Origin of the sequence: Chryseobacterium sp. SG20098, from assembly GCF_031844745.1 — a bacterium.
GTDB classification, from domain to species: domain Bacteria; phylum Bacteroidota; class Bacteroidia; order Flavobacteriales; family Weeksellaceae; genus Chryseobacterium; species Chryseobacterium cucumeris.
In genome coordinates, this window is record NZ_CP134622.1 from 1 (window position 1) to 16,266 (window position 16,266).

A 16,266-nucleotide genomic window follows, 5' to 3' on the forward strand; every position below is an offset into this window, starting at 1 on the left:
ATGGATGACAATTTAATGATGATATGGCAGAAATGCCTTCAGTTTATGCGCGATAACCTGAACGCTGCTGAAGACAATTCTGACCTTAAAAAACTTGAAAAATCTTTCGATATGCTATTCGATAAGGTTCAGCCGCTTTCGTTGGTGGCCAACAACCTTACGTTGATCGTACCAAGCGATTTTTACAAGGAATATATAGAGGACAATTACCTGTCCTTACTTTCTGCTGCCCTGAAGAAAAATATTGGAAAAGGAGTGAAATTATGGTATTCTGTAATGGAAAACAGACCAAAAGGTGAAGAAAAGCCTGTTACCATGAACATCAAGGGACAAAGCGTTCCTACTCCGAAAACACAGGAAACCATGCCACAAGGTTTTTCTGCTAATATTGTAAATCCGTTTGTAGTTCCTGGTATTAGAAAAGTAAACATAGATTCTAACCTGAAGCCTGACTATTCATTTGATAGTTATGTAGAAGGAGAAAGCAATAAATTTGCAGCCACTGTAGCCAGATCCATTGCAAAAAGACCTGGAGCAACAGCATTCAACCCTTTATTTTTATATGGAGGTTATGGAGTTGGTAAAACTCACTTAGGACAGGCGGTGGGTCTTGAAGTAAAAAATCAGTTTCCTGATAAAGTAGTTCTTTATCTGTCTTCTGAAAAATTTATCCAGCAGTTTATCTCTGCGGCTAAAGCTCATAAGCAGACTGAGTTTGCGAATTTCTATCAAATGGTAGATGTACTGATTATTGATGATATTCAGTTCTTATCCGGAAAATCAGCTACACAGGACAGTTTCTTCCATATTTTTGATCACCTTCACCAGAACGGAAAACAGATTATCCTTACTTCTGATAAAGCACCTGCTGATATTATGGATATCCAGGACAGAATTGTTTCCCGTTTTAAATGGGGACTTTCTGCAGAAATCAAATCTCCGGATCTATCGACAAGAAGACAGATTATTGAAGATAAACTAAGCAGAGACGGAATTGTTCTTCCGGGAGATATGCTTGATTTCCTTGCTGCCGAAGCAAAAACGAATGTGAGAGAGCTTATCGGGGTTATCAACTCTGTGATTGCATACTCTACCGTATATAAGAGAGATCTTAGTCTTGAGTTGCTTAAGGAAACCATCAACAGAATTGCTGCGAATCAGAAGAAGATTATTAATATCCCTTATATTCAGGAAGTGGTTTGTGATTATTTTGGAATCAAAAAAGAACAGCTGCTTTCAAAAACAAGAAAAAGAGAAATTGCATTGCCAAGACAGCTTGCCATGTACTTCTCCAAAGAATTTACCAATTCTACATTTACTAAGATTGGTGAGGAAATGGGAGGAAAAGATCACTCTACAGTAATGTATGCCTGTGATACCATCAAAGACGTTTCTAAAATAGATAAAGAAATCAAGAAATACGTAAAAGACCTTACTGAAAGAATCAAACAATAATTAAGGTTGAGCTTACATAAATTAAAATGAAGGATAGTTTTATTCTTCATTTTTTATTTAGTTTTGTCGTGACAAAAAACTCTTTTGAAATACATAGGATATGAAATTATTAATGGTTTGTCTGGGAAATATATGCAGAAGCCCATTGGCGGAAGGAATTATGAAAGCAAAACTACCGGATCATTATATGGTAGATTCTGCCGGAACTATTTCAATGCATGAAGGTGAACATCCTGATAAAAGAGCTATTAAAACGGCTGCTAATCATTATATCGATATATCCAGACAAAGATCAAGGCCCATCACCAGAAAAGATTTTGAAACCTTTGATAAAATTTACTGTATGGATATTGCTGTAATGGAAGATGTGGTTTCTAAAACTAAAAATGAAGAAGAACGTCAGAAAGTATCCTTGTTTTTAGAGGTGTTGGGAGATCACAAAAATGCTGAAGTGCCGGATCCTTATTGGGGCGATATGAACGATTTTGAAAAGGTTTTCCAGCTTTTGGATAAAGGGTGTGAGGCTATCAAAAATCAATTATCAAAATAATAAGCATGAAAATGCAAAATATTTCCCATAACCTTCACTTAACGAAAGAACTAAAAAAATAATACAATGCTTTTTTTACTCCCTGCTTATTTATCAGAAAATACTTCTATCAATCACTTTTCCCCTGTTCTGAAGGATTATATCATGCAGACGGACTATTTCTTTGTGGAAAATGAGAAGACAGCTCGAAAAGTTGTTAAATTTTTCGCTCCCGAAAAAAAACAGGCTGATCTGAAGTTATTTCTATTGGATAAATACACAGAAAATGCAGATATTAAGGAGGCTCAGGAGCTCATGCTGAAAGGGCAGGACTTCGGATTACTGTCAGAAGCAGGACTGCCATGTATTGCAGATCCCGGAAATCTGATTGTGAAATGGTGTCATGAAAAAAATATCAGAGTAGTTCCTGTTTCAGGACCTTCATCCATTATTCTTGCCTTGATTTCCAGTGGTTTTAATGGGCAGGAATTCACCTTCCATGGTTATCTTCCTATTGATAAAGGAGAGAAAAAGAAACAGATTATGAATCTTGAAAGTCTTGTTCAGAAAACCGGATATTCACAGATTTTTATGGAAACACCTTACAGAAATAACCAGCTTTTTGAAGATTTATGCAAGTTTTTATCACCCAATACAAAGCTTTGTATTGCTGCCAATATCAACGATCCGGAACATGAATTTGTCAAAACAAAAACCATAAAAGACTGGCAGAAACAAAAGCCGGAACTTCATAAAATTCCTGCAGTCTTCGTACTTGGGAAATAACTCAGATTCTTTGTGAATATAATCTACTGGCTGAGAGAATGATCAATTCTTTCAGCTTTTTTATTAAATAGTTTTCAGTACTGCTTGCAAATTATATAACTGACATCATTTTATATTTCCATTTCTCTCTACCCTCTGTTATCAATCAATTCATATAAAAAAAATATTTCAATAAAGTGTGATTAATTAAGTAGTTTTTTGTATATTTATGTTTTAACATATTGTGACTATATGTTAAATATAAGATGTTATGAATTGTAATTTTATGTTTTAATATGAAATATTGACTACTTCATTTAGTCTAATTTGTTTTTTTATTAAAAATTATACAATTCAAATTATTTAATGAATTAAAGCTGTTTTCTTTTCTATTTCTTTAGTTATATCGAGAAAAAGGGTTTCAGAAAATAGTTTTACGGAAGATTAATCAATAACACCAAAATATTTAGTTATGAAGACAAGTAAATTTTTTTTTGCGCTATTGCTGATGCTGGCGATGCTGGTACCATCTTTAATTCATCTGTCTGCGCACGGATATGTACTGAGTCCTGCCTCCAGAGGATATCAAGGAAGCCTTGATAAGGCTGCACTAGGTTATTCTGCTGCATTTAGTATCTATGGATCTGTTATTAATGAACCAGGATCTCTTGAAGCCCCAAAAGGGTTTCCTGCGGCTGGTCCTGCAGATGGAAAGATCGCCTCAGCTAATGGAAGCATCGGTGGAGACACTACACTGGACATACAGACTGCCGACAGGTGGAAGAAAACCAATATTTCCACTGGTGTGAATGCCTTTATCTGGAAATACTCGGCGTACCATGCGACAGCGAAATGGCATTATTATATGACAAAGCAGGGTTGGAATCCCAATCAGCCGCTTTCCCGCCAGGATCTTGAACTTATAGGTACAGTTATCCATAATGGAACACCACCACAGGACAATGTTTCTCATCAGATTACAGTTCCTGCCAACCGTACGGGCTACCATATTATTTTAGCAGTCTGGGATGTAGCAGATACCACCAATGCATTCTATAATGTAATTGATGTGAACGTAACCTCCGGAACAGGAGTTTCTGCACCCGCTACTCCTACAGGATTAACACAAGTAGGAGTAACCAGCTCTTCTGCTAAAATAAGCTGGAATGCACAATCAGATGCTGTGTCCTATAACATTTTCCGCAACGGACAAAATATTCAACAGGTAAGTACACCTACTTTTCAGGATACAGGCTTAACTGCTAACACAATTTATACCTATGAAATACAGGCGAAAGGCTCTTCAGGACTTACGTCAGGAAAAAGTGCGCCACTCAATATAAAAACTAATAGTGAAGGTACTCTTGAAAAACCTACAGCACCATCAAACCTCCATTCAATGGAAGTTACTGAAAATTCAGTTTCACTCATGTGGATGGCATCTACCCATTCACAGGGCATCAAAAACTACCAGATCTTTGAAAATGGGATCAAGGTAGGAGAGACTGTACAAACAAACTTTTTACGAACAGGATTGGCACAAGACACAGAATATCGTTACACGGTTAAATCGGTTGCCATGAACGATCAGTTATCTGATGCCAGCAATGAATTAAAAATCAGAACTAAGAAAGTTACATCCGGAAATGGTCAATCTTATTGTGGAGCAGAGCAGTATAACGCTGCCAACGCATATCCTACAGCCGGAACGAAAGTCTTTTATTCCTGTAAAATCTGGAAAAACAAATGGTATGCAAATCCGGGAGAAGCACCGGGAAGTAACGCTGTCTGGAAAGTGGTAAATGACTGTAATGAAGGTCAAAGTTGCAAAACATCGTCTCTTGCTAACAAAGAGAATGATCTTTCAATTATTGTATCGGAACATATGATCAATTTTGCACCAGAAACTTATTATGGTAAAATAAGCAGGGTAGATGTCATCACTCCTCACGGACTTCAGATCATGACTTTCATGAATCCGGAACAGAATAGTATGAATATCAGCCTACTTCAGTCTGGAATCTATTTTGTAAAGATTCAGTATAAAGATGGAACCCGTATTACCAAAACCATCAGAAAGTAAATTTTCAAAAATATTTAACAGCTGTTAACAAGGCTATTGCATTGTTATTGATTTTAAACAAGTACTGGAAACAGGATAAATTGTTGATAATGCAGTAAAAATCCGGGCATCGAAGATGCCCGGATTTTTAATAAGTTAATTTTAATCCTTTTTATTCGATCTCCATTTCCTCCAAATAAAAATAATAACAGGAATAAGCAAAAAGAAAGGCCACAGAGAAATGATTCCCAGCATAAAGCTTACAAAACTGTTCCAGCCTTCCGTCAGAGAATCCATAAAGCGGCTTCCAAAACCTATTTTTGAAGTGGCGGAACTTCTCACTTTTTCTTTGTATAAATTCAAATTCAGTGTACTGTAATTCACCCTGTCATCAATAAAACGAAGTCTGCCTTCTGCTACATCGATCTCATCTTCCAGCTCACGGATATTTTCCTGGATTTCCAGCATATCTTTCGTAGTAGCAGCCTTTTTAAGCATATCACGGTATTTTTCAAGATATATCTTTTTATTGGCCAGCTTTATCGCTACATCGGTATATTCCTCTGTGACATCATTGGATGAAATATTTTTAGATAAAACAGTTCCGACGCCATTTGAAAAAGAATTGATCAGAGCATCAAAATTTTTATGAGGTACACGGATAATCAGACTAAGGTTATCATCCATATCCGTATTTTGAAACTCTTCTTTCTGGATATAAGCATTGTTTTTTCTAATGATTTCATTAACCTGGCTCTGTGTTTTTTTAATATCACCCACCTGAATCTTCATATCTCCGTTTTTGATGATTTTTTTGGAGATTGTATCTGTTTTCTTTGAGGGGTGAACATCTTTGTTGGTTCCATTTTCATCAGAAACTACCTTTTCAGAGATAGGAAGTGGTGGAGGTGGAGGCGCTGCTGCAGGAGAAGGTGCTCTATCTTCAGTTAGAACTTCCATCAGGTCTGCTTTCACTTCCTGTTTTTCACCACCTGATTTGCTGCAATTGATCAGAATAAGACCTGATAACAGTAAAATAATTTTTTTCATGGGTTAATTAGTTTTTTATGGGTATGATCAAAAAGTGTGCACAAAAATGATTATGGGTAAGATTGATTAAAAAATTAAAATGAAACAAAAAATTTAATATCAAATAAGTAAATAGAAGAAATGCTGGAAAACCAACTTGAAAAATTACGAGAACTGGTAATTTATTTCTATTTTTAATTCATGAAAAAAAGTCTTTTAGCATTTGTGTTTTCTCCATTTCTGATGTATGCCCAGGAAATTCCGAAACTTACAGACGAGATGGCGATAAAATTATCCGACAAACCTCTTCATTGTATCAATCAGGAATATCCTAATAAAACAGCGCATATCATCAATAATGCAGGCGAAGTTCCTTTAACTCCTAAAGATCTTCACCCTAGTTTTTATGGATGTTTCGACTGGCATAGCTCTGTTCACGGACATTGGATGCTGGCAAGACTTTTAAAAACAAAACCTAATCTGTCCAATGCCAGAGAGATTGAAAAAATTCTGGATGAATCATTTCAGAAAGAAAAACTGCAGACAGAAGCAGATTACTTTACAAAATATCAGCTGACAGGAACTTTTGAAAGAACCTATGGCTGGGCGTGGATTTTAAAACTGGATGAAGAACTCACAACCTGGGATCATCCGAAAGCTAAAATATGGCATCAAAACCTGAAACCGTTAACAGATCAGATTCTGAAATCCTGGAAGACCTATCTTCCCAAACAAACTTATCCCAACAGAACCGGAGTTCACCCTAATACTGCATTTGCTATGGCATTTGCGATAGATTGGGCAAGGGCCAATAAAGATAAAGACTTCGAAAATCAGCTGATGGAAAAGGCTAAATACTTTTTCTTAAAAGATCAGAAAACACCTGCTTATCTGGAACCGGATGGTTCAGATTTCTTCTCGCCAAGTCTGGAAATTGCAGATCTGATGAGAAGAGTTCTTCCCCAAAAAGAATTTGTACAATGGCTGAATGCTTTCTACGAAAAAAGAAGTCTGGAAAATGTTGAGAAAATTCCTATAGTAAGTGATCTGAGCGATTATCAGACTGTTCATCTCGTAGGATTGTCTTTTTCTAAAGCATGGTGTATGAAAGGAATTTCAAAGGCACTTCCTACCAATCATCCCTTGAAAAAAGACTTCAGAAAAACAGCTGATGTATTTCTCAATAATGGATTACCGTTGCTTTTCCAGGGAAATTATGGTGGAGACCACTGGCTGGCCAGTTTTGCGGTTTATGCTTTGGAAGACTAGTATCTGATTCCTGTCTTTTTAAGAATAAAGCCTAAAAGCCATATTGGTCCTATCAGAAGAAACTGAATGTCTTTGAGGAAAGTAGGCTTTTTTCCTTCAATTTTATGCCCTATAAACTGGAAAATCCATGTGATAATGAATACAGAAAGATAAACTATCCAGGATTGTTTTCCGACACTGATATTGGTAAGATAGATGAAATGTTCCATGATCAGCATGATCACAATCATCATAATAGCGATCAGAAAAGACAGTCGTATATAGAATAAAGTGATCAGAGTAATCACCAAAAGGCTTATAATACTTGCACATCCGAAGTAGGAAGCGCAGAAATGTGGAGAGGGAATCAGGGAGGCAAAGCCCAGAATTGTCCAGAAGATTAAAGGCACACAAATCCAGTGAATGACCTTGTTGGTCGCGTTTCTATGGCTTTTACTGTATTCTGCAAATAATAGATCAACCTTTCTCATGCTGAAGGGAAATTGGATTCCTGCTAAAATAATAAAATTTTGTAATCACTGGTAAGATTGCTTACATTTGTCTTATGTCTGCCCTTGAAAAATTTGGCGTTGATATTTTTACGGAAAGAAATATTTTCGAGAGAATCGCTGTCGGTAAACCTTTCCGTCCTGAAAATCCTGCTTTTATATTTATTAAATCAGGTACTATAAAACTTCGCCAGCATTTCAGTGATCTTGAAGTTTCTGCCAATATGTTTATGGTAACCGATCCGCAGACCATTTATGAAGTGGTGGGAGTAACGGATGACTTTCAGTCGAGAATGGTTTCTTACAAAAGAGAGTTTATCTCTGCCTTATCATTGAAATTTAATCGGCTGATTACTTACCGATATTTCAGACAGCAGATGAATAAAGGAGTTCCTTTTCCTGAAGACGAAATGGAAGTCGTTTGGAAAAGCGTCAATTTCCTGAAATATATCCTGGATTCTGATACTGAAATGCTCTATAAAAAAGAAATGGTAGAGCATCTTTTCTCTGTTTTTTGTTACCAGATGGCAGGAATTATTTCCAAGGAAGATAACAGTTCTTTGAATCAGATGTCCAGACAGGAAGAAATCGTATTTGTATTTCTTACCGATCTTTCGGAACATCATCTTACAGAAAGGACAGTGGAATTTTATGCCGAACGGCAATCCATTACAACCAGACATCTTTCCTCTGTGGTCAAGACCATCACAGGTAAGTCTGCAAGCCAGATTATTGCTTTAATTGTCATCAATGAAGCGAAAGTACTCTTAAACTCTTCTAGTAAACCGGTTTCGGAGATTTCTTCTATCCTCGGATTCAGCGATCAATACTCATTTTCTCATTTTTTTAAGAAGCATCTTGAGGTAAGCCCTACACAGTACAGACATCAGTTCGAAAATTAAAATCTTACATTTGAACATCTTTTTCCAAAAATCAAACATTTGATTGATTTTGTTGTTGACCTAACTTTGCATCTGTAAAACAAGGTAAAATGACAAAGAAAATAAAAACAGCACTATCTGTATTGATAGCAGCTTTTCCTGCGCTGTTTTTTTCACAACAGATTAAGCAGATGACTGCAGGTGAGGTGGCAGAACTCGCTGTTCAGAATCACCAGCAGCTCAAAGTCTCCGCACAGAATATTGATATTGCAAAGCAGAACACCAATGTGGTTAAGCTTCAGAAACTTCCTACCATTACAGCTTCTACAAGCCAGTTCTATTTAGGAGATGCAGTAGCCATTGATAAAGATTTTTCAAATTCTACAAACGTTCCGATGCCGCATTACGGAAGTTCGTATGCTGTACAGGCAACACAGCTGATCTTCAAAGGAGGATTGGTGAATAAATCTATTGAAATGGCAGGGCTTCGTGAACAGCTTTCGGAACTGGATTTAGAGAAAAATAAACAGGATGTGAAATTTTTAGTGATTTCCAATTATCTGGATGTCTATAAAATCATCAATCAGGAAGAAGTATTTCAGAATAACAAAAAACTGGCTCTGGAACGTCTGAAAAATATCCAGAAGTTTTATCAGCAGGGAATGGTCACAAGAAACGAGGTAATTCGTGGCGAATTGGCCATCAAAAATCTGGACCAGGGAATTCTTACCCTTACGAATAATAAGAAAATCCTTAATTATAATCTGAATATTGCATTAGGCCTATCCTCTGATACGGAGATTATCCCTACGGAAAGCCTCGAAAATAAAGAATCCGGAATAGGTATGGAGTATTATACAGATCTTGCCCATGAAAGCAATCCGTTACTGAAATCGGCTCAAAAAAATATTGCTGTTGCAGATAAAAATATAGAGATTATAAAAACGGATAATGCGCCTACGCTGGCAGGGTTCGGAGGATATACGCTGCAAAGACCGATTACAGCAAAAAACCCTGTTTTGGATATGTATTCAGGAGGCTGGCAGACCGGAGTTTCTTTGAGCTATAATATAGATACTCTTTTTAAAACAAAGGAAAAAGTGAAATTAGGTGAGCTGCAAAAGAATCAGGCGAATGACGCCATGACTCTGGTACAGCAGAATGTAGATATGGCAGTGAATGCAGCCTATACTAAATATCAGGAAGCGATTCAGCAGGCAGATATTCTGAATGATTCCAAAAGACTGGCTGAAGAAAACTACAAAATTACGGAAGCCAAATATCTTAACCAACTGGCTGTGCAGGCAGAAATGATTGATGCGCAGAACCAGAAACTACAGTCAGAACTGGATTATGCAAATGCAGAAATCAATGTTCTGTATCAGTACTACAACCTTTTGAAATCTACAGGAACACTTTAATTTTTAAAACTGAAAATCAACAATGGAAAACAAGGGACAAACTACTCAAAATACAACACCAACTCCGGCAGCATCTGCTGTAGAAAATAAGAAAAAGAAAAATAAAACGAATAAAATCAGAGCCATCATCTCCAACATCATCGTTTTTCTGGTGATCGGATTCGGATTATTCTGGTTAATTCGTGAATATTTCCATATCGGAAGCAAAACCTACACGGAAGCGGCTCAGGTAGAGGAATTTATTAACCCTATCAATACGAGAGTTTCTGCTTATATCAAAGAAATTAAGTTTATCGAACATCAGCGTGTGAAAAAAGGAGATACACTGGTAATTCTTGACGAACGTGAGATTCTTACTCAATTGGGGCAGGCAGAAGCTGCTTATCAGAATGCAATGGCTCAGAAAACGGCAACAAGTTCTTCAGTGAACACGGTTTCCAACAATATCAACGTCATGCAGTCTAATATCGCAGGTGCAAAAGCGAGATTATGGAATGCTGAACAGAATTTAAATAGATATAAAAACCTTTTGGCAGCTGAAGCCGTTACCAGACAGCAGTATGATCAGGTAAAGACAGAATATGATGCTCAAAAGGCGGCTTATGAAACTTTAGTGAATCAAAAGCAATCCGCAAACCTTTCCACTACTGAAGTGAAAAGCAGATTAGGAATTAATGATGCCGAAATTAAAAGAACAAAATCTGCTCTGGATATGGCAAGGATCAATCTTTCATATACTGTTATTACAGCACCTTATGATGGAGTAATGGGAAGAAGAACTATTTCTGAAGGTCAGTTGATCCAACCAGGACAGCAGGTGGCAACAATCGTTCTGAATGGTCAGAAGTGGGTAACTGCCAACTTCCTGGAAAGCCAGATGCCGAATATCAAAGTAGGAGAAAAAATTTTCATGACAGCCGATGCTTTGGGCGGTAAAAAATTCGAAGGAGTAGTCACAGCAGTTTCTGCAGCTACCGGTTCGAGATATTCAAATGTACCTACAGATAACTCTACCGGAAACTTTATCAAAGTACAACAGAGAATCCCAGTAAGAATAGAGTTTACCGCTTCCAACAAAAAAGAAGATCTGGATAAACTGAGTGCCGGAATGAATATGAATGTGAATATTAATAAAGACTAAAAGATGGAAGATATCAGATTTCAGACATCATGCGTATGGGAAGCTAAGGTTGAATGTCGAAAGTCTGCCATCTGATATCTGAAGTCTATTCCCTAAAAAATCATGTACAACAAAGGATTATATAGCGATTGGGTACCGAAACCCGTACAGCTGCTGCTGATTGTATTACTGCTTGCTGTGGTAATGCCCATCGGTGGGGTATATACGGGGAATATCAGTTCTCTTGTAAGCGGAACGGGTGCCATGACAGAATATTTTATGTGGGCCAATTACGCCACTACCATTGGGATGGGAGCTTGCATGCCTGTTGTCCTAAGAATCAAAATGAGATTCAAAGTAAGGGACAAGATGGTGTTGCTTCTGGTACTTTTAGGGTTGCTGAGCTACGTGAACGGGACTACTTTACAGCCAATGATTTTTATTTTTACTTCTTTAATGATTGGCTTTATGAAAATGATGGTTACCATAGAACTGTTTCTGCCATTGATGGTCATGATTGGAAATCGTGGAGTATTTTATGGAGCTTTCTATACATTCGTTCTTGTCATGAACCAGGTGGCAACCTATTATGCTGCTGAGTTTGCCCTTCTTTACAACTGGCAGCAGTTCTACCTGCTTACAGCTGTTTTATGCTTTATTTTAGCATTGATACACTGGATTTTTATGCATGACAAATATTTTGCATTAAAAGTTCCCCTGCATTATATTGACTGGCTGAGTATTTTGCTTTTCATCTCAACATTCATGTTTTCGGCTTATGTGTATTCATTTGGAAGACAGCAGGACTGGTTCAACTCCAGGAACATCATCTATGGAAGTATTGCAGCTTTTGTCAGCTTTGCACTGCTTTCTATCCGTCAGCTGACTTTAAAACGCCCGTATCTTTCATTCAAAATTTTCACCAAAAATAATGTACAGCACGGTTTGTTCATGCTTTTCTGGCTGGGAATGTTTCTGGGAACAGCTTCTATTCAGAATACGTTTGCGGTAGGAGTTTTGGGATATGATCAATTGACCAATACCAGGCTGAGTCTACTGATGATTCCAGGAATTATTTTAGCAGGAATCATAGCCATTTTCTGGTTCAAAAAAGAAAAACCTTTGAAAATGTACATTTTTTCAGGTTTTGCAGCAATGGTTGCATATGCCATTATCATGTATTTTTCTATGGTTCTGGAATTCAGTTATGACAACTGGTATCTGCCTATGTTTTTAAAGGGCTACGGAATGTGTTCATTGTTTATCTCCGTATGGTTTTATACGCTGGATAAGCTTGAAATGGATGAAATGCTGGCGGCCATCGGACTTGTATTGGTTTGGAGAACTTTTCTTGCCGTAGGAATTTTTTCAACTTTATATTCCTGGTTTCAATACCGTTTTCAGGTTACGGCAATAGGAGATCTTGCTGTTTATATGGATGGAATGACGGTGACTCCTCAGAATGTAGCAGCCAATATGAAAGCCATTCAGCTTAATGCTATTATCATCGCCACCAAGAAGATATTCGGATATATTATTTTAGTCGGATTTGGAGTACTGACTTATGTTGCGACTCATCATTTCGGAGCAAAACGATTCCAGTATTTTAGATTTGTAAGAGTTCTTGGCGGTAAATCGGTCATTGCGAGAAGAAGACTTCGCGAAAGAAAAAAATTATTAGAAGAAATAAAAGATGCTGCAGGTCCTGCAGTATAAAAAGAAACCTTGTTTTTACCAGTAAAATCCTGGTCCTTAGTTGGGCTGGGATTTTACGTTTTTAAGAAGATATCAAATTTTAAACTTTTTTGAAACATTAAGATTGTAGTAAGGTATTTAGAGTATTAAGATGAGCTTCGCCTTAAGCTTAAAAAACAGAATGATTTATCTTAACTATACTTTATTCCTTAAATCCTTTTTAATGGTGTATATATATCCAGATTTAGAAAACTTTTCCGTAAAAGAGGTTTACCATCATTAAATAAGGGAAAATTTCATGTTTAGTTATTTTTATTCTTTCTAAATAAGAATTATCTTTGTAGAATTATAAAACGTTGAGTAGAAAGAATGAAAAAGCAGTATGCATTCATAGGTCTTTTAGCTTCGGGAATATTATTTTCCCAGACCGTTAAAGATTCTATTGCCTCCAAAGGTATTGAAGATGTGGTAATCGTAGCCTCCAGAAAACCAACAAAAATCTCTGAAGTTCCGGGAACAGTTTGGGTAGTACAGAAAGAAAAAATTCAGGAACAAGCCAAAAGTGGAGTTCCGATCAAAGAAATGTTATCAATTCTGATACCTTCTATGGATATCGGTCCGCAGGGAAGAACCAATTATGGTCAGAATATGAGAGGACGTTCTGCCTTGGTGATGATAGACGGCGTTTCTCTGAACAGTATTCGTGCGATCAGCCGTCAGCTGGATGCTATTGATCCTTTTAATATCGAAAGAATTGAAGTGCTTTCAGGAGCAAGTTCAATTTATGGAGGTAACGCTACCGGTGGTATTATCAATATCATTACAAAAACACCTTCCAAAAAAGGAATCAGCGGTGAAACTGAACTGGGTGTACGTACAGGATTTATGGGAAAAGATGACCATGACTTCCGTGCTGCTCAGTCTATTGCCGCAAAAGGAGATAAGTTCTTTGGAAGATTGGGAGTAGCCTATCAGCAGAATGGAGGTGTGTATGGGGCAGATCAGAAACAGCTTTTTACTGATATTACCCAGACCGATCTTCAGTATAACCAGTCTATTGATATCCTGGCTACCGGAGGATATCAGTTTAACAATAAACATAAAATAACAGCATCTGTTCAGTATTACAATTCTAAATTTAATGGAGACAGAAGTTTATTTTTAGGTGAAAATCTGAGTGCATTTACAACAAAAAATGCTTCATTACTCGAAATGAGAGATGGATTTTCATCAGATAAAAATGTAGGAACGGAACGTTATATGGCAACCGTAGCGTATAACGGAAACGGAATTTTAGGTGGCCAGGATTTATATGTGCAATTGGCTACCCGAGGTGAAAAATTAGGATTCTATCCATTCCCGGGAAATGTTACCTTACAGACGGGAAAAATACCTTATATGTCTTCTTCGCAGCAGGATACTTACTATTCAGGGATTAAAGCTTTGTTGTCAAAATCATGGAGAGGCTTAAATGTTACTTACGGAGCAGACTTCGATTTTGAAAAATTTGAAGGAACACAGTCTGTTTATGATATTGCCAAAACAATGTCCAGCGGTGGTTTAGTGAATGAAACAAAATACAGCCTTGGCAGATATCCAACCAATCATTCACAGAGTTATGCAGGATATGTTCAGGCAAAATACAATATTCTTCCCAAATTACAACTGAATGCCGGAATCCGCTATCAGCATATCAACGTAAAAATGGATGATTTTGTAGGCTCAGAGCAGCAGACACAGATTGCTATGGGGTATGGAAATTCAGCATCGGCAATTCCCGGAGGTGAAAGTTCTTATAATGTGACTTTAGCTAATGCAGGTTTATTATATAAATTCAATGAGCAGCATCAGGTTTGGGGAACATTTTCCCAGGGAGCAAGCTTAGCAGATCCTGCCAAATTTTATGGAATAGGACAGTACAAATTGGTAGGAACAAACTGGGATGTAGTATCCAGTATCAATGTGAAAGAACAACCGCTTCAGGCTATCAAAACCAATCAGTTTGAAGCAGGATACCGTGTGAACAGAGGAGGTCTAAGAGCTCAGATTGCAGGATTTTTGAGTAACTCAGACAAAACCGTTGCCGTAGATAAAAAGACGTTCCAGATTCTTGTGAATGATTTGAAATTAAGAAATATGGGAATTGAAGTTGAGGTTTCCTATTCTTTAAGCAATGGAGTGTATTTCGGTGCCAGCGGACTTTTGATTAAATCTGAAGTAGACAAAGACGGAGAATGGCAGAAGCAGGAAATTTACAATGCTTCCCCTTCCAAATTGGTGACGTATATCGGGTATAATATTAAGAACTGGTCATTCAGATTCCAGTCGTTACAGAATTTCAAGCAGAAAGACGAGCTTAATAATGTAGTGGAAGGCTATAATACATCAGATCTGATGATGGGATACCGTTTCAACTGGGGAAAATTCAACTTAGGAATCCAGAATCTGTTCAATACAGATTATCAGACAATTTGGAGCAAGCGTTCCCAAGTATTGTATTCTACTTACGGACTTCCGGAATTGTTTAATTATAAAGGTAGAGGAAGAACATTCAACCTTTCCTACACATTTGAATTTTAAAAAAATGATCGGGATTTAAAATACCATGATCTGAAAACATATTGTATTTCAAATCCGGTTTCTGAATCAATCGGAAACCGGATTTTAATTTAAAAAAATCAGTTATGGCTAAAATTTCAACAGGGCAGATCGTTGCCGAAGTCACCAGAAAAGAATACATTACTGACCATTTTATCAGAGTGTATTTGTACTCACCGGAAGTTTATTTGTTCCAAAATACCATGGTGGGAGATAATAATAAGATCGCAGTTCCTCCGGCCGGACTGAATGAGGTTCATTTTCCCACACTGGATGAAAATCATCAATGGGTGTATCCACCTAAAGAAGTGGCTCCTGCAATCAGAACTTATACCCACAGAGGAATTGATCTGGAAAAAAATGAACTGATCATCGATTTTGTAGACCACGGAGATGGTGGACCTGCTTCCAGATGGGTAAGAGAAGCTGAAGCAGGTTCAAAGCTTGGAGTGATGATGCGTCTGGAAGGAAAAGAATTGTATCCGGCAGCTGATTGGTATTTGCTGGTAGGAGATGCTACAGCTATTCCGGTGATCAGTGCTATTCTGGAAACACTTCCTGAAACGGCAAAAGGTATTTGTATCATTGAAGTTCACGGAAAAGAAGACGAACAATTGCTTGAAACCAATGCTCAGATTGATTTTAAATGGTTACACAATCCACAGCCTCAGATCAGCAGTGAAATTTCAAATGCGGTAAAAAGTATTGAAATTCCGGAATCAACAAAGTTTGGTTATGTAGCCTGTGAATTCTCAAGCGTGAAAGAAATCCGTACCTATCTGAGAAAAGAGAAAAACTGGACTTCCCAGGAATTGTACGCTTATTCTTACTGGAAAGCAGGCGTAGCAGAAAACGAATCTCAGGCTGACAGACATAAGGAGAAGGATTCGATGGAGTAGAAGGCAGGGATTTAAAGTTCAAGGTTTAAGGTTTAAAGTTGTAGCTACACCGAAT

At 37.3% G+C, this 16,266-nt stretch carries 13 protein-coding genes; 11 read left to right on the forward strand and 2 right to left on the reverse strand.

Annotated features, from left to right (window positions below; all coding sequences use genetic code 11):
• The 4 genes from dnaA (at window position 1) to RHP76_RS00020 (ending at window position 4,832) form a co-directional block, all read left to right on the forward strand.
• Window positions 1-1,455 (forward strand): chromosomal replication initiator protein DnaA, encoded by a 1,455-nt coding sequence (gene dnaA, locus RHP76_RS00005; protein ID WP_120230554.1) that lies wholly within the window; start codon window positions 1-3, stop codon window positions 1,453-1,455.
• A gap of 100 nt (window positions 1,456-1,555) precedes the next feature.
• A complete protein-coding gene (locus RHP76_RS00010) occupies window positions 1,556-2,005 on the forward strand; it encodes a low molecular weight protein-tyrosine-phosphatase (protein WP_216444981.1) in 450 nt (149 codons plus the stop codon).
• A 66-nt stretch (window positions 2,006-2,071) separates the two neighbouring features.
• The gene (locus RHP76_RS00015; protein ID WP_311229187.1) at window positions 2,072-2,770 is read left to right on the forward strand and encodes an SAM-dependent methyltransferase; all 699 of its coding nucleotides are present in this window, start codon (window positions 2,072-2,074) and stop codon (window positions 2,768-2,770) included.
• A gap of 451 nt (window positions 2,771-3,221) precedes the next feature.
• On the forward strand, window positions 3,222-4,832 hold the full coding sequence (locus RHP76_RS00020; protein ID WP_311229188.1) for a lytic polysaccharide monooxygenase: 1,611 nt from the start codon (window positions 3,222-3,224) through the stop codon (window positions 4,830-4,832).
• A gap of 141 nt (window positions 4,833-4,973) precedes the next feature.
• Here the strand turns inward: RHP76_RS00020 and RHP76_RS00025 are convergent, their stop codons facing one another.
• Window positions 4,974-5,861 carry a DUF4349 domain-containing protein gene (locus RHP76_RS00025; protein WP_311229189.1) on the reverse strand — a complete coding sequence of 296 codons (888 nt, stop codon included), beginning with the start codon at window positions 5,859-5,861 and terminating at the stop codon, window positions 4,974-4,976.
• Window positions 5,862-6,041: 180 nt separating this feature from the next.
• Here RHP76_RS00025 and RHP76_RS00030 point away from each other — a divergent pair, with 180 nt between their 5' ends.
• Entirely contained in the window at window positions 6,042-7,109 is a 1,068-nt protein-coding gene (locus RHP76_RS00030; protein WP_311229190.1) for a DUF2891 domain-containing protein, read from the forward strand.
• On the opposite strand, the gene RHP76_RS00035 is transcribed toward RHP76_RS00030, so the two are convergent.
• Window positions 7,106-7,579, reverse strand: coding sequence for an Mpo1 family 2-hydroxy fatty acid dioxygenase (locus RHP76_RS00035; protein ID WP_311229191.1), 474 nt, complete (start codon window positions 7,577-7,579; stop codon window positions 7,106-7,108). The two genes, RHP76_RS00030 and RHP76_RS00035, sit on opposite strands and share 4 nt — an antisense overlap.
• A gap of 74 nt (window positions 7,580-7,653) precedes the next feature.
• Here RHP76_RS00035 and RHP76_RS00040 point away from each other — a divergent pair, with 74 nt between their 5' ends.
• The 6 genes from RHP76_RS00040 (at window position 7,654) to RHP76_RS00065 (ending at window position 16,211) form a co-directional block, all read left to right on the forward strand.
• Window positions 7,654-8,499: a helix-turn-helix domain-containing protein gene (locus RHP76_RS00040; protein ID WP_062670849.1), complete on the forward strand. Its 846-nt coding sequence runs from the start codon at window positions 7,654-7,656 to the stop codon at window positions 8,497-8,499.
• A gap of 89 nt (window positions 8,500-8,588) precedes the next feature.
• On the forward strand, window positions 8,589-9,899 hold the full coding sequence (locus RHP76_RS00045; protein ID WP_120230559.1) for a TolC family protein: 1,311 nt from the start codon (window positions 8,589-8,591) through the stop codon (window positions 9,897-9,899).
• Window positions 9,900-9,921: 22 nt separating this feature from the next.
• A complete protein-coding gene (locus RHP76_RS00050; RefSeq protein ID WP_062670845.1) occupies window positions 9,922-11,040 on the forward strand; it encodes an HlyD family secretion protein in 1,119 nt (372 codons plus the stop codon).
• 102 nt (window positions 11,041-11,142) lie between these two features.
• Window positions 11,143-12,735 carry an MFS transporter gene (locus tag RHP76_RS00055; RefSeq protein ID WP_288442392.1) on the forward strand — a complete coding sequence of 531 codons (1,593 nt, stop codon included), beginning with the start codon at window positions 11,143-11,145 and terminating at the stop codon, window positions 12,733-12,735.
• Window positions 12,736-13,083: 348 nt separating this feature from the next.
• Window positions 13,084-15,294: a TonB-dependent receptor gene (locus tag RHP76_RS00060; RefSeq protein WP_311229192.1), complete on the forward strand. Its 2,211-nt coding sequence runs from the start codon at window positions 13,084-13,086 to the stop codon at window positions 15,292-15,294.
• A 104-nt stretch (window positions 15,295-15,398) separates the two neighbouring features.
• Window positions 15,399-16,211, forward strand: coding sequence for a siderophore-interacting protein (locus RHP76_RS00065; protein ID WP_288442395.1), 813 nt, complete (start codon window positions 15,399-15,401; stop codon window positions 16,209-16,211).
• Window positions 16,212-16,266: the final 55 nt, after the last annotated feature.

Bases quoted from the DNA above. Each gene is read 5' to 3' on its own strand.
- dnaA (WP_120230554.1), top strand. From the start codon at position 1: ATGGATGACAATTTAATGATGATATGGCAGAAATGCCTTCAGTTTATG.
- RHP76_RS00010 (WP_216444981.1), top strand. From the start codon at position 1,556: ATGAAATTATTAATGGTTTGTCTGGGAAATATATGCAGAAGCCCATTG.
- RHP76_RS00015 (WP_311229187.1), top strand. From the start codon at position 2,072: ATGCTTTTTTTACTCCCTGCTTATTTATCAGAAAATACTTCTATCAAT.
- RHP76_RS00020 (WP_311229188.1), top strand. From the start codon at position 3,222: ATGAAGACAAGTAAATTTTTTTTTGCGCTATTGCTGATGCTGGCGATG.
- RHP76_RS00025 (WP_311229189.1), bottom strand. From the start codon at position 5,861: ATGAAAAAAATTATTTTACTGTTATCAGGTCTTATTCTGATCAATTGC.
- RHP76_RS00030 (WP_311229190.1), top strand. From the start codon at position 6,042: ATGAAAAAAAGTCTTTTAGCATTTGTGTTTTCTCCATTTCTGATGTAT.
- RHP76_RS00035 (WP_311229191.1), bottom strand. From the start codon at position 7,579: ATGAGAAAGGTTGATCTATTATTTGCAGAATACAGTAAAAGCCATAGA.
- RHP76_RS00040 (WP_062670849.1), top strand. From the start codon at position 7,654: ATGTCTGCCCTTGAAAAATTTGGCGTTGATATTTTTACGGAAAGAAAT.
- RHP76_RS00045 (WP_120230559.1), top strand. From the start codon at position 8,589: ATGACAAAGAAAATAAAAACAGCACTATCTGTATTGATAGCAGCTTTT.
- RHP76_RS00050 (WP_062670845.1), top strand. From the start codon at position 9,922: ATGGAAAACAAGGGACAAACTACTCAAAATACAACACCAACTCCGGCA.
- RHP76_RS00055 (WP_288442392.1), top strand. From the start codon at position 11,143: ATGTACAACAAAGGATTATATAGCGATTGGGTACCGAAACCCGTACAG.
- RHP76_RS00060 (WP_311229192.1), top strand. From the start codon at position 13,084: ATGAAAAAGCAGTATGCATTCATAGGTCTTTTAGCTTCGGGAATATTA.
- RHP76_RS00065 (WP_288442395.1), top strand. From the start codon at position 15,399: ATGGCTAAAATTTCAACAGGGCAGATCGTTGCCGAAGTCACCAGAAAA.